This window comes from Pandoraea sp. 64-18, assembly GCF_001899225.1.
Classification (GTDB): Bacteria; Pseudomonadota; Gammaproteobacteria; order Burkholderiales; family Burkholderiaceae; genus Pandoraea; species Pandoraea cepalis.
This window is the reverse complement of record NZ_MKVU01000004.1, coordinates 1-25,797: the sequence shown is the minus strand read 5'-3', so window position 1 is coordinate 25,797 and position 25,797 is coordinate 1. Positions and strand designations below refer to the sequence as shown.

The 25,797-nt window shown below is 58.4% G+C and carries 22 protein-coding genes and 2 pseudogenes; 23 read left to right on the top strand and 1 reads right to left on the bottom strand.

Annotation, left to right across the window (positions count from 1 at the left end):
* Positions 1 to 272 precede the first annotated feature (272 nt).
* The 23 genes and pseudogenes from BGP02_RS00880 (at position 273) to BGP02_RS00770 (ending at position 25,431) form a co-directional block, all read left to right on the top strand.
* Complete coding sequence (locus BGP02_RS00880; RefSeq protein WP_286797330.1) at positions 273 to 1,577, top strand: nucleotide sugar dehydrogenase; 1,305 nt, start codon at positions 273 to 275, stop codon at positions 1,575 to 1,577.
* A 1-nt stretch (position 1,578) separates the two neighbouring features.
* Positions 1,579 to 2,640, top strand: a complete 1,062-nt coding sequence (locus tag BGP02_RS00875) for a Gfo/Idh/MocA family protein (RefSeq protein WP_286797328.1) — start codon at positions 1,579 to 1,581, stop codon at positions 2,638 to 2,640.
* Position 2,641: 1 nt separating this feature from the next.
* Positions 2,642 to 3,202: an acyltransferase gene (locus BGP02_RS00870; RefSeq protein ID WP_286797326.1), complete on the top strand. Its 561-nt coding sequence runs from the start codon at positions 2,642 to 2,644 to the stop codon at positions 3,200 to 3,202.
* 8 nt (positions 3,203 to 3,210) lie between these two features.
* Complete coding sequence (locus tag BGP02_RS00865) at positions 3,211 to 4,311, top strand: DegT/DnrJ/EryC1/StrS family aminotransferase (RefSeq protein ID WP_286797437.1); 1,101 nt, start codon at positions 3,211 to 3,213, stop codon at positions 4,309 to 4,311.
* On the top strand, positions 4,308 to 5,387 hold the full coding sequence (gene wecB, locus BGP02_RS00860) for a non-hydrolyzing UDP-N-acetylglucosamine 2-epimerase (RefSeq protein WP_286797324.1): 1,080 nt from the start codon (positions 4,308 to 4,310) through the stop codon (positions 5,385 to 5,387). The genes BGP02_RS00865 and wecB (BGP02_RS00860) overlap by 4 nt, the downstream gene beginning before the upstream one ends.
* Positions 5,388 to 5,437: 50 nt before the next feature.
* Positions 5,438 to 6,898, top strand: a complete 1,461-nt coding sequence (locus BGP02_RS00855) for a lipopolysaccharide biosynthesis protein (protein ID WP_286797322.1) — start codon at positions 5,438 to 5,440, stop codon at positions 6,896 to 6,898.
* A 40-nt stretch (positions 6,899 to 6,938) separates the two neighbouring features.
* Positions 6,939 to 7,544 carry an imidazole glycerol phosphate synthase subunit HisH gene (gene hisH, locus BGP02_RS00850; protein ID WP_286797321.1) on the top strand — a complete coding sequence of 202 codons (606 nt, stop codon included), beginning with the start codon at positions 6,939 to 6,941 and terminating at the stop codon, positions 7,542 to 7,544.
* A complete protein-coding gene (locus BGP02_RS00845) occupies positions 7,541 to 8,320 on the top strand; it encodes an AglZ/HisF2 family acetamidino modification protein (protein ID WP_286797320.1) in 780 nt (259 codons plus the stop codon). The genes hisH and BGP02_RS00845 overlap by 4 nt, the downstream gene beginning before the upstream one ends.
* A gap of 58 nt (positions 8,321 to 8,378) precedes the next feature.
* The gene (locus BGP02_RS00840; protein ID WP_286797318.1) at positions 8,379 to 9,524 is read left to right on the top strand and encodes an N-acetyl sugar amidotransferase; all 1,146 of its coding nucleotides are present in this window, start codon (positions 8,379 to 8,381) and stop codon (positions 9,522 to 9,524) included.
* 30 nt (positions 9,525 to 9,554) lie between these two features.
* Entirely contained in the window at positions 9,555 to 10,823 is a 1,269-nt protein-coding gene (locus tag BGP02_RS00835; RefSeq protein ID WP_286797316.1) for a hypothetical protein, read from the top strand.
* 6 nt (positions 10,824 to 10,829) lie between these two features.
* A complete protein-coding gene (locus BGP02_RS00830; protein ID WP_286797314.1) occupies positions 10,830 to 11,987 on the top strand; it encodes a glycosyltransferase in 1,158 nt (385 codons plus the stop codon).
* Entirely contained in the window at positions 11,984 to 12,511 is a 528-nt protein-coding gene (locus tag BGP02_RS00825; RefSeq protein WP_286797312.1) for an acyltransferase, read from the top strand. The genes BGP02_RS00830 and BGP02_RS00825 overlap by 4 nt, the downstream gene beginning before the upstream one ends.
* Positions 12,512 to 12,537: 26 nt before the next feature.
* On the top strand, positions 12,538 to 13,791 hold the full coding sequence (locus tag BGP02_RS00820; RefSeq protein ID WP_286797311.1) for a glycosyltransferase family 4 protein: 1,254 nt from the start codon (positions 12,538 to 12,540) through the stop codon (positions 13,789 to 13,791).
* On the top strand, positions 13,788 to 14,816 hold the full coding sequence (locus BGP02_RS00815) for an SDR family NAD(P)-dependent oxidoreductase (protein ID WP_286797310.1): 1,029 nt from the start codon (positions 13,788 to 13,790) through the stop codon (positions 14,814 to 14,816). Before BGP02_RS00820 ends, BGP02_RS00815 begins: the two co-directional genes overlap by 4 nt.
* A 50-nt stretch (positions 14,817 to 14,866) precedes the next feature.
* Positions 14,867 to 15,922: a polysaccharide biosynthesis C-terminal domain-containing protein gene (locus BGP02_RS00810; RefSeq protein WP_502688458.1), complete on the top strand. Its 1,056-nt coding sequence runs from the start codon at positions 14,867 to 14,869 to the stop codon at positions 15,920 to 15,922.
* Positions 15,923 to 15,925: 3 nt separating this feature from the next.
* Positions 15,926 to 17,062: a non-hydrolyzing UDP-N-acetylglucosamine 2-epimerase gene (gene wecB, locus BGP02_RS00805; protein WP_286797306.1), complete on the top strand. Its 1,137-nt coding sequence runs from the start codon at positions 15,926 to 15,928 to the stop codon at positions 17,060 to 17,062.
* A gap of 107 nt (positions 17,063 to 17,169) precedes the next feature.
* Positions 17,170 to 17,730, top strand: a complete 561-nt coding sequence (locus BGP02_RS00800; RefSeq protein ID WP_286797304.1) for a sugar transferase — start codon at positions 17,170 to 17,172, stop codon at positions 17,728 to 17,730.
* Positions 17,731 to 17,749: 19 nt separating this feature from the next.
* On the top strand, positions 17,750 to 19,681 hold the full coding sequence (locus tag BGP02_RS00795) for a polysaccharide biosynthesis protein (RefSeq protein ID WP_286797301.1): 1,932 nt from the start codon (positions 17,750 to 17,752) through the stop codon (positions 19,679 to 19,681).
* 439 nt (positions 19,682 to 20,120) lie between these two features.
* Positions 20,121 to 21,242 (top strand): annotated as a pseudogene (locus BGP02_RS00790) (cytochrome c oxidase subunit II); the annotation flags it as partial.
* Positions 21,243 to 21,874: 632 nt separating this feature from the next.
* A complete protein-coding gene (ctaD, locus tag BGP02_RS00785) occupies positions 21,875 to 23,722 on the top strand; it encodes a cytochrome c oxidase subunit I (protein ID WP_017233549.1) in 1,848 nt (615 codons plus the stop codon).
* Positions 23,719 to 24,354: a cytochrome c oxidase subunit 3 gene (locus BGP02_RS00780; protein WP_017233548.1), complete on the top strand. Its 636-nt coding sequence runs from the start codon at positions 23,719 to 23,721 to the stop codon at positions 24,352 to 24,354. Before ctaD ends, BGP02_RS00780 begins: the two co-directional genes overlap by 4 nt.
* 19 nt (positions 24,355 to 24,373) lie before the next feature.
* Entirely contained in the window at positions 24,374 to 25,066 is a 693-nt protein-coding gene (locus tag BGP02_RS00775) for a heme-copper oxidase subunit III family protein (protein ID WP_017233547.1), read from the top strand.
* Positions 25,067 to 25,074: 8 nt separating this feature from the next.
* Positions 25,075 to 25,431, top strand: coding sequence for a cytochrome C oxidase subunit IV family protein (locus tag BGP02_RS00770; RefSeq protein ID WP_150564584.1), 357 nt, complete (start codon positions 25,075 to 25,077; stop codon positions 25,429 to 25,431).
* A 27-nt stretch (positions 25,432 to 25,458) separates the two neighbouring features.
* Here the strand turns inward: BGP02_RS00770 and BGP02_RS00765 are convergent.
* A pseudogene (locus BGP02_RS00765) lies at positions 25,459 to 25,734 on the bottom strand (LysR substrate-binding domain-containing protein); the annotation flags it as partial.
* Positions 25,735 to 25,797 lie beyond the last annotated feature (63 nt).

Here is a 25,797-nt window from a genome sequence, read left to right as displayed (position 1 = left end):
TCCGTTGATCTGACCGCCGCACATCAAAATTGCAAGGCTTTGTAACAGGCGATGCGGCGCCGGTGAGGTCCCATATTCGGCCATTGACGTGGAATATCCGGCATTTCAATCTAAACCGGCTTGCGGCCAATCGAACGAAACTCGTGAACATCGGAACAGGGAAGGCCAGGGGCGCGTGATAGTATTGCCACCCTGCTTTGTGATATGGGCGTTGAGCGTTTGCCGCGAGCGCCGCAACCGGCAAGAGTTGTTTTTGATAGGAGCAACAAGCAGTGAAGTCTGAACTTCTGCGGAATCTGCACGAGAAGCGCGCGATCATCGGTGTTGTAGGATTGGGGTATGTCGGTCTGCCGCTTATGCTCCGCTATTGCGAAGTCGGATACAAGGTGATTGGATTCGACATTGATGATGTCAAAGTCGAAAAGCTACGCGATGGCAAGAGCTATATCGAGCATATTTCGTCGGAAGCCATCGCGCTCGCTAATCAACGAGGCTTCGAGGCAACATCTGATTTTTCGCGCGCGAGCGAAGTCGATGCATTGATTCTGTGCGTCCCTACGCCACTGAACAAGTACCGTGAACCGGATTTGAGCTTCGTCCTCGACACGACGGACGCTTTGGTGCCGCACCTGCGACCAGGTCAAGTTGTGTCGCTCGAGAGCACAACGTATCCCGGAACCACGGAAGAGGAATTGTTGCCCCGCATCGAGTCGCGTGGACTCAAGGTGGGCGAGAATACATTCCTGGTCTTTTCACCCGAGCGTGAGGACCCCGGTAATCCCAATTTCTCGACGCGCACTATCCCCAAGGTCTGTGGCGGGCATACGCAATCGTGTCTCGAGGTCGGCTTGGCGCTATACGGTGGTGTCATCGACAAGGTTGTGCCGGTCAGTTCGACACGGGCTGCCGAACTGACTAAGCTGCTTGAGAATATTCACCGCGCTGTCAATATCGGGTTGGTCAACGAAATGAAAATCGTGGCCGATAAGATGAATATCGACATTCACGAAGTCATTCGCGCAGCGGCAACAAAGCCGTTCGGTTTCGTGCCCTATTACCCCGGTCCGGGCCTGGGCGGGCATTGTATTCCGATCGATCCGTTCTATCTGACCTGGAAGGCGCGTGAATACGGTGTGCACACGCGATTTATCGAGCTGGCCGGTGAAGTGAATTCATCGATGCCCGACTACGTTGTCGCGAAAATTGCTTCGGCATTGAACTTGGCCAAGCGTTCGATCAATGGAAGTCGTGTGCTGGTGCTTGGAATTGCGTATAAGAAGAACGTGGACGACATGCGCGAGTCGCCGTGCGTGATGCTGATGGAAAAGTTGCGCGATCTCGGTGCGGACGTTGCCTACAGTGATCCGCACATCTCCGTGTTTCCACGAATGCGGGAGCATCAATTCGAGCTTTCCAGTGTCCCTCTTACAGCCCAATCCTTGGCGGAATACGATTGTGTGCTGCTTGCCACTGATCATGATCGCTTCGACTATGACCTCATCAAGCGCCATGCCCGCTTGATCGTCGATTCGCGTGGCCGCTATCTCGAGCCCGCCGCCCATATCGTGAAAGCCTAAAATGCGCAACTTTTCTGCACCGGTTACCGATCGAAAGATCCGTTTTGCCATCGTTGGCTGTGGTCGCATTGCTCAGAACCATATCGCCGCGTTGAAAACCCACGCCGACCGTGCCGAGATTGTCGGCGTCTGCGATAACGATCCTGACGCTCTACTCAATGCCAGCCGCCTGACGGGGGCCGACGCCTTCTCGGATCTGAAGTCGATGCTCGCGCGTTGCGATGCCGACGTATTCGTGCTGACCACGCCCAGTGGCTTGCATGCGGACCAGGCCATCGACGTCGCCCGCGCGGGACGCCATGTGATGACTGAGAAGCCGATGGCGACGCGTTGGAGCGACGGTCAACGGATGGTGAAGGCGTGCGACGACGCTGGCGTGCGACTCTTTGTCGTCAAGCAGAACCGTCGTAATGCGACGCTTCAGTTGCTGAAGCGGGCGGTGGAGCAGGGGCGCTTTGGCCGGATTTACATGGTCAATATCAATGTTTTCTGGACGCGCCCGCAAGAGTATTACGATAGCGCCACGTGGCGGGGCACATGGGAATTTGATGGCGGCGCGTTCATGAATCAGGCAAGCCATTATGTCGACCTTCTCGATTGGCTGATTGGCCCGATCGAGAGCCTTCAGGCCTACACGGCCACGCTTGCCAGAAACATTGAAGTCGAAGATTCCGGCGTTGTCAGTGTCAAGTGGCGTTCCGGAGCCCTGGGCTCCATGAACGTCACCATGCTTACGTACCCGAAAAACCTCGAAGGCAGCATCACGATCATCGGCGAGAAGGGTACCGTCCGAGTTGGTGGCGTGGCTGTGAACGAGATCCAGCATTGGGAGTTTGCAGAGCCAGCCCCAGAGGATGCGGACGTACAGAAGGCAAGCTACGCCACCACGTCGGTGTATGGGTTCGGCCACCCGCTTTATTACGATAACGTCATCAGGGTTCTGCAAGGCGAGGCGGAACCTGAAACCGACGGCCGTGAGGGTCTGAAGTCGCTCGAAGTGCTTATTGCTACCTACCTCTCGGCACGTGACGGCCGTCGAATCGCACTGCCATTGAACTATTGATATGAGTGTACAGATTCACGAAACCGCTATCGTTGATGACGGCGCGCAAATTGGCGAAGGTAGCCGAGTTTGGCACTGGGTGCACGTGTGCGGCGGAGCGCGCATCGGACGTGGTTGTTCCCTCGGCCAAAACGTCTTCGTCGGCAATCACGTTGTCATTGGTAACAACGTCAAGATTCAGAACAATGTCTCAGTTTACGACGCCGTCACGCTCGAAGATGACGTGTTCTGTGGGCCGAGTATGGTTTTTACGAACGTTCACAATCCGCGCTCTGCAATCATCCGCAAAAACGAATACCGCGAGACCGTGGTTCGCCGTGGCGCATCGTTGGGGGCGAACAGTACCGTTGTGTGCGGCACGACAATCGGCGAGTACGCGTTTGTCGGTGCTGGAGCGGTGATCACGCGCGACGTGCCTGCTTTTGCGTTGATGGCGGGCGTGCCTGCCCGACGCATTGGCTGGATGTGCAAATGCGGTGTCCGCCTGAAAGGTAAGGGCGATGCCCTCTGCGAATGCGGTGCCCGTTACCGGATCGACGAATCAAGCTGCGTACAACTATGACCCAAAATATTCCTTTTATCGATCTCAAGTCGCAATATGCCGCGATGAAGGCCCTCGTTGACGCGCGTATTCAGCAGGTATTGGATCACGGTCAGTACATCATGGGGCCTGAAGTCAGGCAGTTGGAGGAGCGTCTTGAGACATTTGTCGGATCCAGGCACTGCATTACCGTCGCTTCGGGTACGGAGGCCTTGCTCATTGCGCTGCTAGCCTTGGGGATCAAGCCAGGCGACGAGGTAATCACTACGCCTTTTACCTTCGTCGCGACGGCGGAGGTCATTGCGCTTGCCGGCGCAACGCCGGTCTTTGTCGACATTGAGCCAGATACGTGCAATATCGATGCTCGTCTTATTGAGAAGGCGATCACGCCGCGCACGCGGGCGATCATGCCTGTGAGTCTGTATGGACAGGCGGCCGATATGGACGAGATCAATGAAATCGCGGCACGGCACGGCAATATCACCGTCATCGAAGACGCTGCGCAGAGCTTTGGTGCCGAATACAAGGGTCGCAAAAGCTGCAATCTGTCGACCATTGGTTGCACGAGCTTCTTTCCGAGCAAGCCGCTTGGCTGTTACGGGGACGGTGGCGCCATTTTTACGAACGACGACGCGCTCGCTCGGGCCATGCGCGAGATCCGGGTGCATGGACAGGAGCGTCGCTACTACCACACACGCATCGGTGTCGGCGGCCGGATGGATACCCTCCAGTGCGCAATTGTTCTCGCCAAGCTCGAGCGATTCGAGTGGGAGATTGAGCAGCGCCTGATCGCGGGTGATCGATATCTCGATTTGCTGGCGTTCGGTGATCGCTTGGCGCCCGTGGTGCGGCCGGACCGTACCTCCGTGTGGGGGCAATTTACCATTCAGGTGGATAACCGCGACGCCGTAGTGAAATCCCTTGCTGGTGCGGGTGTGCCGACGGCGATTCACTACCCGGTACCGCTGAATCGCCAGCCGGCTTATGACGGTTTGTGCAAGGTCGTAGGTTCGTTGGAGAACTCCGATGCCGTCGCGAGGCGGGTCCTCAGTCTTCCTATGCATCCGTATATTTCTGAAGCGACGCAGCAGACCATCGTCGATGCCGTGCGACAGGCGGTGTCCTCATGAAAATCGTCACGATTGTTGGTGCGCGGCCCCAGTTCATCAAGGCCGCGACGATTTCGCGTGTGATTCGCAAGGACGCCGGCGAACGTATCGAGGAAATCCTCGTGCACACCGGTCAGCACTACGACGACAACATGTCGCAGGTGTTCTTCGATGAGCTGGACATTCCTCATCCGAAGTACAACTTGGCAATATCCGGCGGCCGTCACGGCGTCATGACGGGCCAGATGCTCGCAAGTATCGAAGGTGTTTTGGTCGAAGAACGCCCGGATTGGGTGTTGATTTACGGCGATACGAATTCCACGCTGGCCGGTGCGTTGGCCGCTGCGAAGTTGCATATTCCGGTGGCGCATGTCGAGGCTGGTTTGCGTTCATTCAATATGCGGATGCCGGAGGAAATTAACCGGATTCTTTCGGATCGCGTGTCCCGTCTGCTGCTTTGCCCGACACAGACCGCGGTCGACAATCTGGCGAATGAAGGCATCAGAGACGGTGTCCACAACGTGGGCGATGTCATGTATGACGCCTCGCTCTTTTACCGCGCCCGGGCCAATGAGCGAAGCACGATCATTGAAACGCTTCAACTTCAGCCCCACGAGTACGTACTGGCGACGTGCCATCGCGCAGAAAACACCGACGACCCTGCGCGGCTCGAGAATATCGTGGATGCGCTCGCCGCGATATCGCAGCAGACACGAGTCGTGTTTCCTCTGCATCCGCGCACGCGAAAGCTGCTTGTTGACGCGGGCATGATGCCCCGTTTGGCGAATGTCGATGTTATCGAACCGACGTCTTTCCTCAACATGGTTCGCCTTGAGCAATCGGCTTGTGCCATCGTGACGGATTCTGGCGGCGTACAAAAAGAAGCCTATTTCTTTGGCGTGCCATGCCTGACGGCTCGTGACGAGACCGAATGGGTTGAGACGGTGGCGTCAGGCTGGAATCAGTTGGTCGGTGCTGATACACGGCGCATCGTGCAGGCATACGAAACGCTTGTCGCGCCGGAGCACAGGCCTGAGCACTATGGCAGCGGCGCCGCAGCCGATGTTATCGTTCAACGCCTTTTGAACGTACAGTAAGTCAGTTGCCGGTGCTTGGGCGTCGTTGTCCGCACCGGCGTTTCCCGTCCATGCTCGGCCTCCGCCGGCCTTCCGTCCGGATCAAAGACGACCACATGCTCGGAAAAGGCTTCGCTCGTAATCTCATCACGCTGCTCGGTGGCACTGCCGCGGGCCAAATCATAGCGATGCTCGCATCGCCAGTTCTCACTCGGTTATACGGGGCGAGCGATTTTGCCGTAGCTTCCGCGTTCGTCGGTATTTCGACGATTCTGGCCATCGTGGCCACGCTGCGCTTTGATCTGGCGCTACTGCTGCCGAAAAGTGACGAAGAGGCAGGTGGGGTGCTGCAGCTTGCGGCACTCAGTATCCTGGTTGTCACTGGGTTGGTCACGGTAGGTCTTTGGCTATCCGGGCCGTTTCTGATTGCGCACGTGCCCACCTTCACCGCGGTATCGCCGGTTCTCCGCTGGGTTCCGATAATGGTGCTGGCCGTGTCGTGCTTTCAGCTATGCAACGCCTGGGCTAACCGAGCGCGGGCATATCGGCCCATGGCGATAGCAGGCGTGGCGAATCAGGGCGGGAATGTTGGGCTCGCCATGGGGCTCGGGGGGCTGCACGTTCACGGCCCGGGTATGGTCATTGGCCGACTGTTCGGTCAGGTAATGGGGGCGCTCTGGTTGCTCGTTTCGTTGCGTCCGACGTTCCCCAAGGCATTTGCGACGCGCGACGCCATGAAGGCAGCCGCCTGGCGTTTTCGACAGTTTCCGCTCTTCAACGTCCCTTATAGTCTGCTTGGGGCTTTCTCCCAGGAATTTCTGGTATTTGCGCTGCTCGCCTACCATCAGGCGGCAACGGCGGGCGCCTTCGCGTTAGTGCGAACGGTGCTGCTTATGCCTTCGCGGTATTTGTCGCAGTCACTGGGCTTGGTGTTTTTTCGCGAAGCCGCTCAGCTCTTCGGCACCCCGGCGCTCGAGACGCTTACGCTCAAACTGATGCGGCGACTGAGCGTCGCCGTGATCCCCCTTACTGTCTTCTCCGCCTTCTGGAGCGAGGAGATTTTTGTGCTGGTGTTCGGGCCGCAGTGGCGCGAGGCCGGGCGCATGGCAGCCATTTATGCACCGGTGGGCTTCCTGTTCCTGTTTACCAGTTGGCCAGAGCGGCTATACGAGGTGTCCGAGCGACAACATATCTCCCTTTCCATTGAGGTTTTCGGGAACGTACTCAAGGTCGCTGCCGCCGTCGCACCGCTTCAGGCAGGTTGGGGGCCCCTCGCCGCGATTATCGGATACGCCATTGCGGACGCGGCGTATCACCTTGTATATCTGGTCGGTCTGTTTTACGTTGGTCGATTCCGGTACGTTCTGTTGCTGTCGTTACTGCGAGACGTCTGCTTGCACGGAGCCACGGCAACCATTGTTTGTGCGCTGTTCCTTAAATTGCCTCTCGCGCCCTATGCTCAGGCGCTGGGTGCGCTGGCTGTAGTTTTCGCGCATACCGCCTACGGTATAATGTGGGCCCGACGCCGATAAAGAGCAAATAGAGCGGAGCTGATCGATTGCGGAATTGGATATGTTGCTAATTGTTGATTACGGCGTTGGTAATCTCGCCTCCATATTTAATATGTTTAGGCGGGTGCAGGCCCAACCGGTGATTTCTGGTCGGCGCGAAGATATTGAAACCGCCGACAAACTCATTCTCCCTGGCGTTGGTGCGTTCGATGACGTAATGCGCAAGTTTCGCGATAGCGGTCTGTCCGATGTCGTGGAATGCCGGGTACGCGATGATGAAGTTCCTGTGCTGGGCATTTGTGTTGGGATGCAAATGCTCTCTGAGGGAAGTGACGAGGGCGCTGAACCCGGTCTGGGTTGGCTGGCTGGGCGTTGCGAGCGCATTCAGGAGCAGCCCGATGTTCGTGTGCCACATATGGGATGGAATAGGGTTTCGCGGGTCCGAAGCAACCCGCTGGTTGATGAACTTCCGGACGATTCGCGCTTTTATTTCGCGCATTCCTATCATTTTGCCTGTCGCGATTCGAACGACGTTCTTATGAAGGTTAATCACGGTACGGAGTTGGTTGCCGCAGTGAATAAGGGAAACATCTACGGCGTGCAGTTTCATCCGGAGAAAAGTCATCGATTTGGAATGGAGCTGTTTCGGCAGTTCGACGCATTATGAATGGAATTCGCCCTAGAATAATTCCGTGCCTCTTGTTGAGAGGGAATGGTTTATATAAGACCGTTCGATTTAAGAAGCCGGTATATGTTGGCGATCCAATCAACACCGTAAGAATATTCAACGAAAAGGAAGTCGATGAGGTTGTGCTTCTCGATTTCGAGGCGTCGTTGAACGGACGTGAACCGGACTACGAGAAAATTCGAGAAATTGCGAGTGAGGCGTTTATGCCCATGGCATACGGCGGTGCCGTAAAGACCGTGGAGCAGGCGCAACGCATACTGGCGATGGGATTCGAAAAGATCGTGCTCAATTCGGCCTGCTTCGACAACGAACGATTCATTACCGACCTTGCCGCGGCCGTAGGGAGCCAAAGTGTCGTGATATCGATCGACGCGAAGAAGAATTTCTTCGGGCGGTATCAGGTGTCATGGTGCTCTGGTACAAAGACACGAGCAATGCACCCGACACAGTGGGCAAAGACAGTGGTTGGCCTGGGCGCCGGCGAGATATTCGTCAATTTCGTGGATCGCGATGGAACCGGGGAGGGCTACGACCTGGATCTTATTCGCGAAATTGCCGATACCGTTGCCGTTCCCGTCGTGGCATGTGGAGGGGCCGGTTCGAACCGGGATCTGGCCGCTGCGCTTGGCGCCGGAGCGTCGGCAGCGGCTGCAGGCAGCATGTTTGTCTTTCATGGCAAACATCGCGCCGTGCTGATCAGCTACCCTTCGCCGGACGAGATTGACGCACTGCGGACTCGGCAAACATCGGCCTGACCTGATTGACTCCAGAAGCGTGGGGCAGTGCCCCACGTGATTTAAGCAAAGGCATTAAATGTCTCAGGATTACCAAATCTGTTCTCATTGCGTGATGGATACCAGCGACCCTGGCATCACGTTTGACGAAAGCGGAGTTTGCAATCATTGTCGTGAATATACCGACCTGTTCAAGCCGATCGTTGACCGGGCTGACTCGGGACTTGCGAATCCTGAACTACAAAGTGTGGTCGCCAAGATCAAATCGGCAGGGCAGGGGAAGGAATACGATTGTCTTATCGGTCTGAGCGGCGGCGTTGACAGCACGTATGTCGCGTTAAAGGTTAAAGAACTCGGTTTGCGGCCGTTGGCGGTGCATTTCGATAGCGGGTGGAATTCGGAACTAGCTGTCAACAATATCGAAAACATCGTCAAGCGTCTCGATATTGATCTCTTCACGTTCGTGTGCGACTGGGACGAGATGCGGGATCTGCAACTGGCGTTTTTCAAGGCGGGCGTGGCGAACTGCGATACCCCAACTGACCACGCGTTCCTTGCCGTCTTGTATCGTGTAGCCGCGCAGCATGGCATCCGGCATATCGTGACCGGGACGAACTTTGCCACCGAAGCCATCTTGCCTAGCGCATGGGGGTATAGCCCTGCCGATCGGACGCATTTGCGCGACATTCATCGCCGTTTTGGTCGAGTCAAGCTCAAGACCTACCCAACGCTCGGATTCTTCTCGCGCTATTTTTACTTCCCCGTCTTGAAAGGGCTTCGTACGGTGCGAATCCTCAATCTCATGCCATACAACAAGGCGGATGTGAAAGAGGTGATCAAGCGCGAATTGGGCTGGAGAGACTACGGCGGCAAACATTATGAGTCTGTGTTCACAAGGTTCTTCCAGGCTTACTATTTGCCGACGAAATTTGGCTATGACAAGCGGCGCGCCCATTTGTCTAGCCTTATCGTTTCTGGCCAGATGACGCGCGAAGCAGCCCTAGCTGAACTGCAGTTGCCGACCTATCCAGCAGATCTGCTTGCTACGGACAAAGAGTTCGTGGCAAAGAAGATCGGATTGAGCGTGAGCGAGTTCGATGAGATCGTTCGTTCTCCGGCGCATCCATACTCGGATTATGCGACGGAGGAGTGGTTGTACCGAATAAAGGCTGTCGTTTGGGGTCTGGTCAAACGAATGCGCGGGGCGCGCACGGCACGCAGCTGAGTATCTCAATCCTCTCTCAACGGAGTCAACGTGGCACGCATTGCCCCATCGATCTTGAGTTTTCGCGAGTCAATAGTTTTCTATTTGTACGTGGTGCTGTTTCTCATGCTGGCCTCAAGCACTCTGATCGAGAGTGACGGAGGAAATGCAGGGTATCTTTTAACGTATTTTGTGACCCTGGTGATCGCGTACTTCGTGTTCAAGTTCGCGGTCGAGCGGCGTGCAGAGAACTGGTTTTCGAAGAATTACGCAGTCAATCCAAACAAGATTGCCGATGCGCTTTTTGTAGCGTCTATCCTTGTTGTTATCGCCCATTTCATATACTTGGGGCAGATCCCTCTCGTGAGCGCGAGCACCAGCAACGATTATTTCGGCGTCATGCGTATACGTCAGGCAATCTTCTTTGACGCTCCTGCAGTGTATCGCTACTTGCCGAACTTCGTGCTCAAAAGCCTGCTTCCGATACTTACGCTTTATTACTATGTCTCAGGTTCGCGCTTCCGCTTTTTCCTGTCGACGGTGATGGGGATGTTCTACGGGTTGGCGCTACTGAACAAGATTTTCGTGCTGATTCCGTTTGTGCCGTTGATGTTGTACCTGTTGCTCAATCGGCGGTTTGTGCGCGCGATCCTCTGCGGTGCCATCATGGCGGCGGGGTTGGCGGTTCTCGTGTTTGTGCAGAATCCGCAGGTGCGGCCTTCCTTTTGGACTTCGCCTGACCAGGTAACGATGTCGGGTGAACCGCTCTATGTCGAGAGCGCACCTGTTCCGAAGGAAAGGCGAAGCGCAACGTTTCCAGCGTTCCAGTTCGTCGATACGATTTACTTGCGCTTGTTTGTCGTGCCTGGGCAAGTTGTCAGTGCGTGGTTCGCAGATATTCCGGAAAAGATTCCTTACGGACACGGCTGTGGTTATCGCTTAGTGGCCAAGCTGAAGGGATGCGATTTTCGGTTCTATCCGTCGTTGGTACACGACATCGAGAATCCTGTGCTTGTCGCCCAGGGCGTTCACGGAACCATGACGGCGGCGAGCTTCATGGAGGATTACGCCAACTTTGGCGGCAAGGGAATGGTGTTGGGCGGCGTGTTGCTCGGATTTGTGCTCGCTGCGGTGAGTGCCGTGTTCGCGGGGCAGTGGCGGTGGGCTTTGATCCTCAACTGCATCCCTATTGGTCTGCTGATCGAATTGCCGCTCTCCACTGTTTTGCTGACCGGTGGTTGGGCGTTGACAATAATTGTGTACCTGCTTTTGCGCCCGGGACTGGCGCGGGCGGAAAATGCAAAGATCGAAGGAAATTGACGTCTAATGAAGCCGCGTCGCGTAGCCATCGTCACATCGATTCATCCGGATTTCGACGCTCGAATCTGGAAGCATGCCCGTTTGCTCGCTGCGAACGGCATCGGCGTCGATATGATCTGCCCTTGGAACGTGAAAGATGGCGAGGTCATCGACGGAGTGACATTTCACCCGTTCGAGCCGGCCACTTCACGTCTGAAACGTCTTTTTCAGATTCCTCTGCGTGTGTTGCCACGAGTGTTCGCCGTACGCGACAAGGTCGACATCGTGCATTTCCACGATATTGACCTGTTGCCGTGGATGGCAATGGTGTCGTTGCGCAAGCCGGTCGTATACGACGTGCACGAGAACTACGCGCACGAGATGCTCGTGCGTGACTGGGTGCCGAAGTTGCTGCGAAAGCCCCTGTATCACTTAGTGCGCTGGGGGCAACTTTGCCTATCGCTGATCGTTCGACATATTGTGCTGGTCGCGCCGTCCCAAGAGCCCGACTTCAGTCACAAGCGCTTCAACCGTACATACATTTACAACTATGCCTCGGTCGCATTGCTCGACAAGGTGGCAAGCGATTACCCACAGCGCGCCGATGTGGTGTTATTTATCGGTTCCCAGCACCTGAACAACGGCAGCATGGTGCTGCTCGATATCGCAGAAGAGACGCTCAAACGACTGCCTGATATTCAGTTTCGTGCAACGGATCGATTTTCCAATGCGGCGTTCCGCGCTGAGGTGATCGAGGAAATTCAACGGCGGGGTATGCAGGATCGTTTCACCCTGATTCCGAACGTGAAACCCCATGAGCTGATGGCCGTGCTCAATCAAGCCACCATCGGCATTTCGCCGAACTTGCGCGTGCCGCAGCAAATCAAGGGAATTCACACAAAGGTGTTCGAGTACATGGCGGCGGGACTGCCGATGGTGATCAGCGATCTGCCTCATCAGGTGGAGGTTGTGGAGCACTCAGGCGCCGGCATTCTGGCGCGTCCGGAAGATGTTTCGTCGTTTGTGAACGGGATCGCCAAGTTGGTCGAAGATCGCCAATTGGCGGCGGATTTCGGGCGTAAAGGGCAGGCGTGGTTCCGCGAAAACTACTCCTATGAAAGTCAGGCCGCAAACTTTCTCGCATTCTATGGCAAGGTACTGAAGATTGAGCGGAGGGCTGCATGAGAGCGCTCATCAAGGGCGTTCTCAACCGTATCCGGAACGTCATTTTGTTCCGCATATTTCACCCATGGGTGAAGTACGGGAGGAACGTCCATGTCCAGTCGAGCGCAGTCTTTTATTCGCCCAACAAGATCTGTCGGATGGGGAATAACGTTGGCATTGGACACTATTGCATTCTGAACACGGACATCGAGATTGGTAATGACGTGATGTTGGCTGCGCACGTGGGGCTGATCGCCCGCGATGCGCATACGATCGACAATCTCGGCGTGCCGATGTTCGAAGCGCCCCGAGGTGACAAATTCAAGATCGTTGTAGAGGATGACGTCTGGATCGGTTACGCCGCCATTGTTCTCTCGGGTGTCACCATTGGCCGAGGATCTGTTATTGCCGCAGGCTCGCTGGTCGCACATGATGTGCCGCCATACAGCATCGTGGCGGGTTCGCCGGCCCGCGTCGTCAAGATGCGCTTTACCCCCGAACAGATCGCTGAACACGAGCGCCTGCTTGCGCGGCGTAGTGCGTGACGATCGTGCAGGGATAGGGAGAGCGTGTGCGAATTTTAATTGTCAGTCAGTATTTCTGGCCTGAGAATTTTCGGATCAACGACATGGCGCTCGGGCTGAGCGAGCGCGGGCACGAGGTCGAAGTGTTCACAGCGAAGCCGAACTATCCCGGGGGAGATTTTTTCCCGGGATATGGATGGACCAAGCCCTGGCGTGAAGATTTTCAAGGAATCCCGGTTTATCGCGCGCCGATCATTCCGCGCTTCGCCGGGCGGGGCCGACACCTTGCGCTGAATTACTTGTCATTTGTCATCTCGGGATGTCTATTTGCGCCGTTCATGTGCCGCGGCAAATACGACGTCATCTTTGTCTATGGAACGTCGCCGATTACGGCTGCAATCCCTGCTATTTTCCTGCGCGCCACCAAACGTGCGCCGATTCAGCTTCAAATTCTGGATCTATGGCCGGAGACGCTCGAGGCGCTGGGCGTTGTTGAAAAACCATGGGCAGCCAAGCTGGCCGACGGATTGGTTCGGTTTGTTTACCGGCATTGTGATCAAGTCCTGGTGCAATCGAAGGGTTTTGTTGAGTCCGTAGTATCCAGAGGCGTGCCGCGCCATGCGGTCGACTATTTCCCGACAACGGCGGAGGCGCTCTTCTCGAAGGGGGCGAGTGAGGCGTCACACAATGTCCCCAACGTGGAAGGGCAATTCAAGGTGCTGTTTGCCGGCAACGTTGGCGATGCCCAGGATTTTGGTACGATCCTGGATGCCGCCGAGAAGACGGCGCACCTGCCGGATATTGTGTGGAACATCGTCGGCGATGGCCGGCGTTCGGAGTGGGTGGCGGCCGAGGTCGCGCGTCGTGGGTTGACCAATTGCCGCCTGCTGGGAAGGCATCCGCTCGAAGCCATGCCGGGAGTCTTCGCGCAGGCCGATTGCCTGCTGGTGACGCTAAAGCGCGATCCGGTATTCTCGTTGACCATTCCGGGAAAATTGCAGTCGTATCTTTCGTTCGGGAAAGCTGTCGTCGCCGCATTGGACGGCGAGGGCGCGCGGGTGGTGACGGAGTCCGGCGCCGGAGAGGTGTGCGCGGCAGGCGACGCACGCGGTCTTGCCGACGCCGTTTTGCGTCTGGCCGCCATGTCGGAGGCCGAGCGCCAGGATTTGGGGCAGCGTGGTAAAGCTTATTTCAATGCGCATTTCGAACGCGAAATGCTGCTTGATCGGCTGACGTCCTGGATGTCCAGGCTGACCCTCACGAAACGTAAAAGAAACCAGAGTACACAAAATTCAAGATGAGTCCATTCACTAACAAGACGGCATTAATCACCGGAGGCACCGGTTCCTTCGGCCGTACGGTGTGCGATTACCTTCGTTCGCAAGGGGCCGGCGAGATTCGCGTGTTCAGCCGCGACGAACTCAAGCAGGAGTTGATGCGGATTGAATTGAACGATCCCCGAGTCAAGTTTTACCTCGGTGACATTCGTGACCGCTCGAGCATTGACAACGCGATGGATGGGGTCGACCTGGTATTCCATGCGGCGGCATTGAAGCAGGTTCCTTCCTGCGAATTTTTCCCGATGCAGGCCGTGCAGACCAACGTCGCAGGCAGCGAGAACGTGATTCGTTCGGCGATTCACCACAACGTCGCCAAGCTCGTTTGCCTGAGCACCGACAAGGCCGTCTATCCAGTAAACGCCATGGGCATGACCAAGGCGCTGATGGAAAAGGCGGCGCTCGCCGCCTCGCGCGGCAGTGACAACACCACGATTTCGTGCGTGCGTTACGGCAACGTGATGTACTCGCGAGGCTCGGTCATTCCGCTATTCATCAAGCAGATTCGTGATGGCAAGCCGCTCACGGTGACGGACGGCGACATGACCCGATTCCTGCTGCCGCTTCGCGACGCACTCGATCTGGTTCTGTTTGCATTCGAGAATTCGCGCGCGGGCGACATCTTCATCAAGAAGGCTTCGGCGTGTACGGTCGACGATCTGGTTCAGGCGCTGAAAAATCTGTTCAAGTCCGACGCACAGGTCAATCGCATCGGCACCCGTCACGGTGAAAAGGTCTATGAGACGCTGGCGACACGTGAAGAACTCGTGCGTGCCGACGATCTTGGCGATTACTTCCGCGTCCCGATGGACGACCGCGATCTGAACTATGGCAAGTATTTCACGGAAGGCTCGCTGGCAGAATCGGTGACCGAGGATTACCACTCGCACAACACGTATCGACTGACGGTTCCTGAAGTCGAGGCGCTTCTATTGAGCCTTCCTGAAGTCGTCGCACAGATCAACGAGCATTTCGGAAGGAAAGCCTGATCGTGCGCACTATTGGCATTACCGGTTCGAACGGCCTGATCGCCTGGCATTTGCGCTGTTACCTTGCGACCGTCAAGGACGTGGAAGTGGTGTGCGCCGATCGCGCAACGTTCGCCGATCACGTCGCTCTCCTGGATTTCGTGTCGCGATGCGACGTCATTGTGCATCTGGCCGGCGCGAACCGCGGCGATGAGGCCGAGGTTGTCGCGATCAATGTCGGGCTGGCTGACGCCCTCGTTTCCGCCTGCCAGGAGCGCGGTGTCACGCCTTACGTAATCTACTCGAATTCCACGCATATCTATCGAGGCACGCCTTACGGTCATTCGAAGCGTGCGGCCGCCGAGCGCTTGCGGGGGTGGGCAGACCTCAGTGGCGCCCAATTCACGAATCTCATCTTGCCAAACGTGTTCGGAGAGCATGGGCGTCCGTTCTACAACTCGGTGATCGCCACCTTCTGCCATCAACTCGTCAATAACCAGACCCCGGAAATCAAGGTCGATGCGACGTTCGAGTACGTCCATTGTCATGAGATTTCGCTGCGCGTGGCCGAACTGCTGGACGCCCCGGTCGACGGAGATGTCGAGATGAGTGGTCGCCCCATTTCCGTCACGACCCTGCTGGAAAAGCTCAAGGTGTTCCAGCGGCGTTATCGTGACGAAGGTGTGATTCCGCGACTGGACGACACATTTGAACTGGCCCTGTTCAATACATATCGCTCGTATCTGTACCCCGCGCACTATCCCGTCGGTCTCAAATTGCACACTGACCCGCGAGGAAGCCTCTTCGAGGCGGTAAAGACCGACCGCGAGGGGCAGGCGTTCGTGTCGACCACGTGTCCGGGAATTACACGAGGCAATCACTTCCACTTTCACAAGATCGAACGGTTCTTGGTGCTCAGCGGCCGCGCGTCCATCCGCCTGCGTCGCGTGCTGACGGACGAAATCCTGACTTTCGATGTGTCCGGCGACACGCCGTGCTACATCGATATGCCAACGCTGCATACGCACAGCATTACCAACACCGGGGACAGCGATCTGATTACCATGTTCTGGTCGGGGGACATTTTCGATCCGACGAAACCCGACACCTTCGCGGAACTTGTTTAAAGCATGAGCCAACGTCTGAAGATTGTTACTGTACTCGGGACGCGTCCTGAGATCATTCGGCTGTCGCGCGTCATCGCTGCACTTGACCGGCATTGCGATCACGTTATGGTGCACACCGGACAAAACTACGACTACGAGCTGAATCAGATCTTTTTCGACGACCTGGGTTTACGCAAGCCGGATCACTTTCTCGACGCAGTCGGTAGCTCGGTCGCGGAGACGATCGGAAACGTGATTGCCAAGGTCGACCCAGTCCTGGCCAAAGAAACACCTGACGGTGTGCTCATTCTCGGTGATACCAATAGTTGCCTTGCGGCGATTGCCGCAAAGCGCCGGCATATTCCAATCTTCCACATGGAGGCGGGCAATCGGTGTTTTGATGCACGTGTCCCGGAAGAGACCAACCGCAAGATTGTCGATCACACATCGGATATCAATCTGCCCTACAGCGATATCGCCCGCGAGTATTTGCTTCGCGAAGGGATTTCCCCGGATCGTATTGTCAAATCGGGTAGCCCGATGTACGAGGTTCTCCACCATTATCGACCGCAGATCGATAAGTCGGACGTGCTTTCACGCCTTCAGCTCTCGCCAAACGAATACTTCGTGGTGAGCTGCCACCGCGAGGAAAACGTAGACTCGCCGGATCAGTTGGCCGCATTGGCCAATGTGCTGAGTGAGCTGGCTCGTACCTACGACCGCCGGGTCATCGTCTCGACACATCCGCGAACACGCAAGCGCATCGAAGAGGCCGGATTTACGTTCGACCCACGCGTCGAGTTGCTCAAGCCGCTGGGTTTCTTTGATTACGTGCAGCTCCAGGTCAAGGCGAAGGCCGTGCTTTCCGACAGCGGTACAATTACCGAGGAATCGTCCGTACTCAATTTCCCGGCGATCAACATCCGTCAGGCGCACGAGCGTCCCGAGGGAATGGAGGAAGGGGCAGTGATGATGACCGGCCTCAAATGGGCTCGTGTCAAACAGGCGCTCGAAATTCTGGAAACGCAGTCCCGCGGGGATGACCGCTTGCTGCGAATCGTTGCGGACTATGATGCGCCAGCCGTTTCGCAGAAGGTGTTGCGCGTCATTCTCAGCTACGTCGACTATGTAAATCGGGTCGTTTGGCGCAAACCCGACTGATGCCTTGCACGAGCGACAGCAACGATGCCGAACCGTCGCTCGGGAGAAGACGTTACGACATGAGGCCCATGTATCGTTTCCATGAGACCTCGTTCCCACGAAAAATAATGAAGCGACTTCTCGATCTCTCGCTGGCGTTGATCGCCGGCGTCCTTCTTCTGGTGCCCATCGCAGTAGTCGCGGTGGCTGTGCGCCTGACGTCCAGGGGGCCCGTGCTCTACTGGTCCGATCGTGTTGGACAAAACAATCGCATCTTCCGGATGCCGAAATTCCGGTCGATGCGAATCGATACACCGGCCGTCGCCACTCACCTGCTGGCCAATCCGGACGTTTATTTGACACCTATCGGCGGTGCGCTGCGCAAGTCCAGTCTCGACGAACTGCCGCAGTTGTGGAGTATTCTGACAGGCGATATGAGTTTCGTTGGACCCAGACCCGCGCTTTTCAATCAGGACGATCTCATCGAGCTTCGTACCAGCAAAGGCGTGCATGTGTTGCGCCCGGGGCTGACCGGGTGGGCGCAGGTGAACGGTCGGGACGAGCTGCCGATTCCTGTAAAGGTGGAATACGACGCGGAATATCTGCGCAAGCGCTCTATTCTGTTCGATTGCCGAATCTTGGTACTGACCTTCCTGAAGGTTGTCAAACGCGATGGCGTTTCTCACTAGCGGGCGATGGATCTCGATTATGTTGAAGCAAATAGCCAACCTGCCTCGATCGATCAAAAGCCTGGTGATGCTGTGCGCCGACGTGCTGCTGCTGCCGTTCTCGTTGTGGACGGCAATTGGTTTGCGGCTGGATATCTGGCAGTTCCCGCAACTTCACGCATGGTGGGTATACGCGCTGCCATCGCTGCTCGCTGTGCCCATTTTCGTTCGCCTCGGCCTGTACCGGGCTGTCGTCCGCTACATGGAGACGAGAGCGCTGATCATGGTCATGGTGGCGGTCACCATCTCCGTGTGGCTGTTCGCGGGCACGCTCGTGCTTCTGTCGTTGCCTCCGGTGCCGCGCGGCGCACTGCTCATCTACTGGCTGATTGCTGTCCTGTATATCGGTAGCAGTCGTTTCCTGGCCCGGGCCATTCTGCGCCAGTTGGCGTCGCAGCAACATACGGGGCGCCATCCCCGTCGATACGTCGCCATCTACGGCGCGGGCAGCGCAGGGCGGCAACTGGCTGTCGCTCTGCGCGCGGGACGGGATTACGCGCCAGTCGTATTCATCGACGATTCGCCGGCGTTGCACGGCATGGAGATCCAGGGGCTGCGCACATACTCGCCCGAGGCGCTGCCCCAACTCGTCGAGCGTTACTCCGTAAGTCAGGTGTTGCTGGCGATTCCGTCGGCGAGTCGCGTGCGACGCCTGCAGATCCTCGACGAGCTCGAGCGACTTCAGGTCGAGGTGAGGGTCATCCCGGGAATCTCTGATCTGGTCGGCGGTGTGGTTCAGGCCGAGGATATCCGGGAAATCGACGTCGACGATCTGCTGGGACGTGACATCGTGCCTCCGGACCAGGCGTTGCTCGACGCGAACATCCGCGACAAACGCGTCATGGTGACTGGCGCCGGTGGGTCGATCGGATCCGAATTGTGTCGTCAGATCGCGCTCAGCGAACCGCAGTCGTTGCTGCTGTATGAGCAGTCCGAGTTCGCGCTGTACTCCATCGAGCAGGAATTGGAGCAGTTGCTGCGAGCCAAGAAGCTCAACGTCAAGTTGATGCCGGTGCTGGGCTCTGTGCGAGATGAGACGCGTATGCGCGACGTGATGACGCACGGGAGCATTCAGACGGTATATCACGCCGCGGCCTACAAGCATGTGCCCATCGTCGAGTTCAACGTAACCGAAGGCATTCTGAACAACACCTTCGGGACCCGTGCAACGGCTAGGGCCGCCATCAGTGCCGGCGTGGAAACCATGGTGCTGATTTCGACGGACAAGGCTGTGCGTCCGACCAATGTCATGGGGGCAAGCAAACGCTTCGCCGAGCTGATTCTGCAGGCGTACGCGATCGACCCCTCGATTTGTACACGATTCTGCATGGTGCGATTTGGTAACGTGCTGGGGTCTTCCGGGTCGGTCGTGCCGTTGTTCAGAAAGCAAATCCGCGCCGGCGGGCCGATTACCGTAACGCACCCGGATATCACGCGTTACTTCATGACGATTCCCGAGGCTGCGCAACTCGTGATCCAGGCGGGCGCAATGAGCTCGGGGGGCGAAGTGTTCGTGCTGGACATGGGGGAACCGGTAAAGATCGTGGATCTGGCACGTCGCATGGTGCACCTGAGCGGCTTCTCGGTGCGTGACGAAGCGAACTGTAACGGTGATCTCGAAATCCGGTTCACGGGACTGCGTCCCGGAGAGAAGCTCTATGAGGAGCTTCTGATCGGCGACGACGTTTCCGGGACGACGCATCCGAAGATCATGAAGGCCAACGAGCACTTGTATTCCAGCGCAGAACTGGAACCGGTCATCGAGCGACTCCACGAGGCCTGTGAGCGGAACGATCACGACACAATCGTGACAATTCTGAAGCAGTGCGTCAGCGGTTTCCGGATGGTCAATGAAATTCAGGATCACCTTTATGTTGCCGAATCAGGGGCGCGTAATTTGAGACTTCATTAGAAGCGTATGGCTATCGAAGGTCTCCGAACCGGGTTAGTCTAATGTCGAGGCCAGTGAATCATCGGATTTGGCTCTATCGCATGCGGCCGTTGACGTGCCACGTTCGACCAATGCTCGCGCAGGGGTTGTCAGAAGCTCAGGGCACGGTTGCGTCGTCAAGGGATATTCTTCTACGGCCTCAAGGCCGAGCGGGAATCATCCGCTGATGCGGACGAAGGCCCGTCAACCAATGTTGACCCTTGACAGCAGCCATTCTCGAACTAGCCTATAAAACATAGAGACGAGAATAATGACGGGCTCTCGTTCCGGAGCATGTTGTTACGGCATCCCGAACGTCTGGCCCCTCGTGCGGGCTGCGGGAGCGTCCAATGGTAACGATAGTGCTATTTGGTAGCCGATTGCTCTGCCGGAATTGTTGGCGCTAGCCGGCGGGGGATTCATGACCCTCTCGGTGATTTTGAGCTTTCTTGTCGCCGCCGCCCTGGCCTTCCATTTCTGGAGCCCGTGGTGGCAGACGCCGCTGGCGTCTAACTGGCGCCAGATGGACGACACCCTCACGATCACGCTGGTGATCACCGGCGTGGCCTTTGCCGCCGTCAATCTCTTCGTTGCCTGGGCGATCTACCGTTACCGCCATCGCGACGGGCACCGCGCGGCCTACGAGCCCCACAACCGGCGTCTCGAAGCTTGGCTCATCGGTATCACAACCGTTGGCATCGCCGCCATGCTCGCACCGGGCCTATTCGTCTATGCCAAACTCATCAATCCCCCCGCCAATGCTCATGTCGTCGAAGTCGTCGGCCAGCAGTGGCAATGGCGTTTCCGCCTGCCGGGCCCCGACGGGCGGCTCGGCAGTTCCGACCCGAGCTATGTCACCGCGGACAACCCGCTCGGCCTGAATCCCAAGGATCCCGCGAATCAGGACAACCGTATCGTCGACGCCCCCGAACTGCATTTGCTCGTCGGCCAGCCAGTGAAATTGCTGCTGCGCGCCAAAGATGTCCTTCATGACTTCTACGTCCCGCCCTTCCGCACGCGCATGAACATGGTGCCGGGCATGGTCACGCAGATGTGGCTCACTCCCACGCGAATCGGGCGCTTCGACATCCTCTGTGCACAGCTTTGTGGCGTCGGCCACGCCAACATGCGCGGCGTTGTTGTGGTCGACGACAAGCCCGCCTACGACGCCTGGGTGGCCACACTCCCCACCTTTGCTGCACTGCAAGCGCAACATGCCGGGGCGGCGACGTCTGACCCGCTCGCGGCGAAAGGCAAATTGCTGGCGCAGGCGAAGGGCTGTGCCGCGTGCCACACGGTCGACGGCTCGCCCGGCGTCGGGCCGACCTGGAAAGGTCTGTACGGCACGACGCAGACGTTTCAGGATGGCAGTTCGGCGCACGTCGACGACGCGTACCTGGCGACCTTCATCCGCAATCCGACCGCACGAGTGCCCAAGGGCTTCGCGCCAATCATGCCCAAGCTCGATCTCACTGACGACGAGCTAAAGGCGCTCATCACGTACATCCGGACGCTGGGTTCCGCGCCGCCCCCGGAGGCCGCCCCTTCACAGCCGGCAACGCCTGCGCCCGCCGCTGCCATGCACGCGCCTCTCCAACCGGTAGCGTTGGGCCTGACGACCCAATCGGCTCGCGCTCAGCCCGCCGTACAACTCGCCCAAAACTCACTGCTGACACCGCGTCCGCCCGCACAGTACGCGCCGCTGACGCCATCCGGTCCGTCAAGCTCAAGCTCGCAGCCGCCGTCTCAGCCGGCACGCCGGCCGGGGCAAGCGCCGGGGCTACCGTTGCAGAACGACCCGAACACGACGTTGCTGCCACTGGCTATCCCGCCGGCACAGCCCGTCAATCCGCCGTCGGGGCCCGCGCAGCCGCGCGTGCCGATGATTCGCCCCGCGCCTTAGCGCGACCTCGGATTTTGTAGACGCATCCTCGCAGACGCATCACCACGGAAACATCGGAAGAATGCACCGCAAGGTCAGCGCCGCGACGCAAGACGGGACAGCAGGGGACAACACGACACGAGACAGCACGAGACGACACGACATACCTAGACATGGTGCGGCACCGTGCGACATAGCACCACGCAGAACGACATAGCGCGAGACGCCACAAGACAACACAACACGAGACAACACAACTCGAATCAGCGACAGAACCCACAGGGAGACAAGTCATGACCGGCGACTCCGACAGTTCCGACAGTGCAGCCCACGCCGGTGGGTACCACGGCGCTCCGCACAGCTTCTGGACGAAATATGTCTGGAGCCAGGACCACAAGGTCATTGCAGTGCAATACGCGTGCACGGCCATCGCCGTGGGACTCGTCGGGCTCGTCCTCTCGAACCTCATGCGCATGCAACTGGGGTTCCCGGGCAAGTTCTCCTTCATCGACGCCAACCACTACTACCAGTACGTCACCATGCACGGCATGATCATGGTGATCTACCTGCTCACGGCACTGTTCCTCGGCGGCTTCGGTAACTACCTCATCCCGCTGATGGTCGGGGCGCGCGACATGGTCTTCCCGTTCCTGAACATGCTCAGTTACTGGGTCTACCTGCTCGCCGTCATCGTGCTGATGGTGAGCTTCTTCGTGCCCGGCGGCCCGACCGGCGCGGGCTGGACACTCTACCCTCCGCAAGCGATTCTCCCCGGCACGCCGGGCACCGAGTGGGGCATCGTGCTGATGCTCGTCTCGCTGGCCATCTTCATCGTGGCCGCCACGATGGGCGGCCTCAATTACGTCACCACCGTGCTGCAAGCACGCGCCGAAGGCATGACATTGCTGCGCATGCCGCTCACGGTCTGGGGCATCGTGATGGCCACGGTGCTCGCGCTGCTGGCCTTCCCGGCGCTGTTCGTCTCCGCCGTCATGATGCTGCTCGACAAGACCCTGCACACGAGCTTCTTCATGCCGGCCATCGTGTCGATGGGCCAACCGCTCGACTATCGCGGCGGCAGCCCGCTCCTGTTTCAGCACCTGTTCTGGTTCTTCGGCCACCCCGAGGTGTACATCGTCGCGCTGCCCGCCTTCGGCATCGTCTCGGATCTCATCAGCGTGCACGCACGCAAGAACATCTTCGGCTACCGCATGATGGTCTGGGCGATCCTCGCCATCGGCGCGCTCTCGGTCGTCGTCTGGGCGCACCACATGTTCATCAGCGGCATGAATCCGTACTTCGGATTCTTCTTCGCCACGACCACCCTCATCATCGCCATCCCTACCGCGATCAAGGTCTACAACTGGGTGCTCACGCTGTGGCGCGGTGACATCCATCTGACCGTGCCGATGCTGTTCGCCATCGGCTTCATCAGCACCTTCGTGATCGGCGGCCTCACCGGACTCTTCCTCGGCAACGTCAGCGTCGACATGCCGCTGTCGAATACCTACTTCGTGGTCGCGCACTTCCACATGGTGATGGGCGTGTCGCCGCTGCTCGTGATCTTCGGCGGCATCTACCACTGGTATCCGCTCATCACCGGCAGACGGATGAACGACCGCCTCGGCCAATGGCATTTCTGGATCACGTTCCTCGGCACCTACGCGATCTTCTTCCCGATGCACTACCTCGGCATTCTCGGCATGCCGCGCCGCTACTACGAGTTCAAGGGCTACAGTTTCATCCCCGAGTCGGCGCACACGATGAACGCCTACATCTCGATAGCGGCGTTCATCGTGGCCGCCGGGCAATTGCTGTTCCTGTTCAACCTCGCCTGGAGCGTTCGGCACGGCAAGCCGGCCGGCGCGAACCCGTGGCGTGCGGCGTCGCTCGAATGGCAAACGCCCGACGTGCCGCCTGAGCATGGTAACTGGGGGCCGATTGCGCCCGTGGTCTATCGCTGGCCTTATGAATACAGCGTACCGGGCGACATCGACGACGTCGTGCCGCAGAACCTCGCCCCAGATCCACGACGCCCCGCCACGCTCGTACAGGGCGACTCGGCGGCGCTGCACCGTCGCGACACGCCGCCGCCCCCACCGACCAAGTCACCCAAGTCACCCAAGGGAGCCGCACCATGAAGCCCGCTCCGTCATGGCCGTCCCCGCCATCGGGGGGCGTGCCCATCGCTCAGCCGCAGCGTCGCGCGGCGTCGCAGGTCGCGCTCTGGTGGCTCATGGGTGTGATCGGCATGCTGTTCGCGCTGATGCTCGTGGCGTATGTGATGCGCATGAGTCTCGGAGACTGGCGTCCGCTACCGTCGATCAACGCACTGTGGATCAACACGGGGATGCTGGCCGCCGCATGCCTCGTAATGCAGTCGTCGGTCTGGCAAGCTCGACACGGAGAGTTGCGACGCTCACGTCGGGACTGGGCGCTGGCGGGTGGGTTCGCGCTCGCGTTCGTCATCGGGCAACTTTGGGTGTGGCATGACCTGACCCTGCGCCACTTCGGCGTGGCCGGCAATCCCGCCAATAGCTTCTTCTACCTGCTCACGGGGTTACACGCGCTGCATCTGCTCGGGGGCGGCGTGGCGTGGGCGTGCCTCGCGTCGCGTCGGCTTACCCATGCCGCGCGCGCACGACGCCTGTCGTTGACCGCGCAGTACTGGCACTTCCTTTTCGTGCTCTGGATCGTGCTGTTCGCGGCCATCGTCAATCTCACGCCGGAGATCGCGCAGCGACTGTGCGGCACTGCCGCCGTCGGTTCGTAACGCGTCGAGGAGCGACATCGTGAATACGCCTTCGTCTGCATCGTCCCCGTCGACCGAATTACCCGCCGGCTGGCGAGGCGTCGTCACCGATTGGTCGGGAGATCGCGCCGCGTTCCACGTGCCATGGGGCAAGGCGATGATGTGGATCTTCCTGCTCTCGGACACGTTCGTGTTCAGCAGCTTTCTCATCGGCTACATGACGGTGCGCATCTCGACGACCGCCCCCTGGCCCAACCCGGCGGAGATATTCGCGCTCAATGTGAACGGCCATCCGGTGCCGCTGCTGCTCATCGCCATCATGACGTTCACGCTCATCACCAGCAGCGGCACCATGGCGATGGCGGTGAACTACGCCTACCGGCGCGATCGCGACAAGACGGCCGCCTGCATTCTCGCCACGGCCTATTTCGGCATGGCGTTCGTCGGCATGCAAGCATTCGAGTGGACCAACCTGATCGTGCACGAAGGCATCCGGCCCTGGGGCAACGCGATGGGCGCAGCGCAGTTCGGCGCGTGCTTCTTCATGATCACGGGCTTTCACGGGCTGCACGTGAGTGCGGGCGTCATCTATCTGCTCACGGTGATGCGCAAGGTGCTCAACGGCACGCTCGAACGACGCGGCAACTACCAGCTCGTCGAGATCGCGGGCCTTTACTGGCACTTCGTCGATCTCGTCTGGGTGTTCATCTTTGCGCTGTTTTATCTCTGGTAGGAGGAGCGATGGAATCCTCTGCGACATCCGCACCGCAAGCGTCTGGCGCCAGCGGCGAACACTCGGGCCAGCAGCATTCGGTCAGCCTCTATCTCAAGGTGTGGGGGCTGTTGTTCGTGCTCTCGACGCTGTCGTATCTCGTCGACTACGCCGATCTGCAGGGCTATTTGCGATGGGGGCTGATTCTCGCGCTGATGGTGGCCAAGGCCGGCCTGATCGTGGCGGTGTTCATGCACATGCGCTGGGAGCGGCTCGCACTCGTCTACGCGATCCTGATTCCGCCGCTCGCGTTGCTTGTGCTGATGGCCCTCATGGCCGCGGAAGCCGACTACACGTTCCTCACGCGGCTGGCGCATTTTCGGTAGATCGCACCGAGCGCCCGCCGCGACGCCTCACAACAATTCCACCAGCCGCCGGTCGCTCTTGCGGCAGTATTCCGAGCACGCCGTGCGCGCGGCCGTGGCCGCGCCATGCACGAAGAGCGGCGCGTCGGCGCGTCGCGACATCGACACCACGATGGACGGCGGCGCCGGCTGCAACGGCAGCTCCGCGACTTCACCGCTCGCAATCAGATCGTCGACGAACAGCCGCGGAATCGCCGCGACACCAAACCCGTCTCTCACCAGCTGCACGATCACGGCAATCGACGGCGACCCGGTGATGCGCGTCTGACCTGACTGCTTTTCTCGTACCACTGGGGTCTAGAGATTTATGGCCCCGGTGCTTGTAAC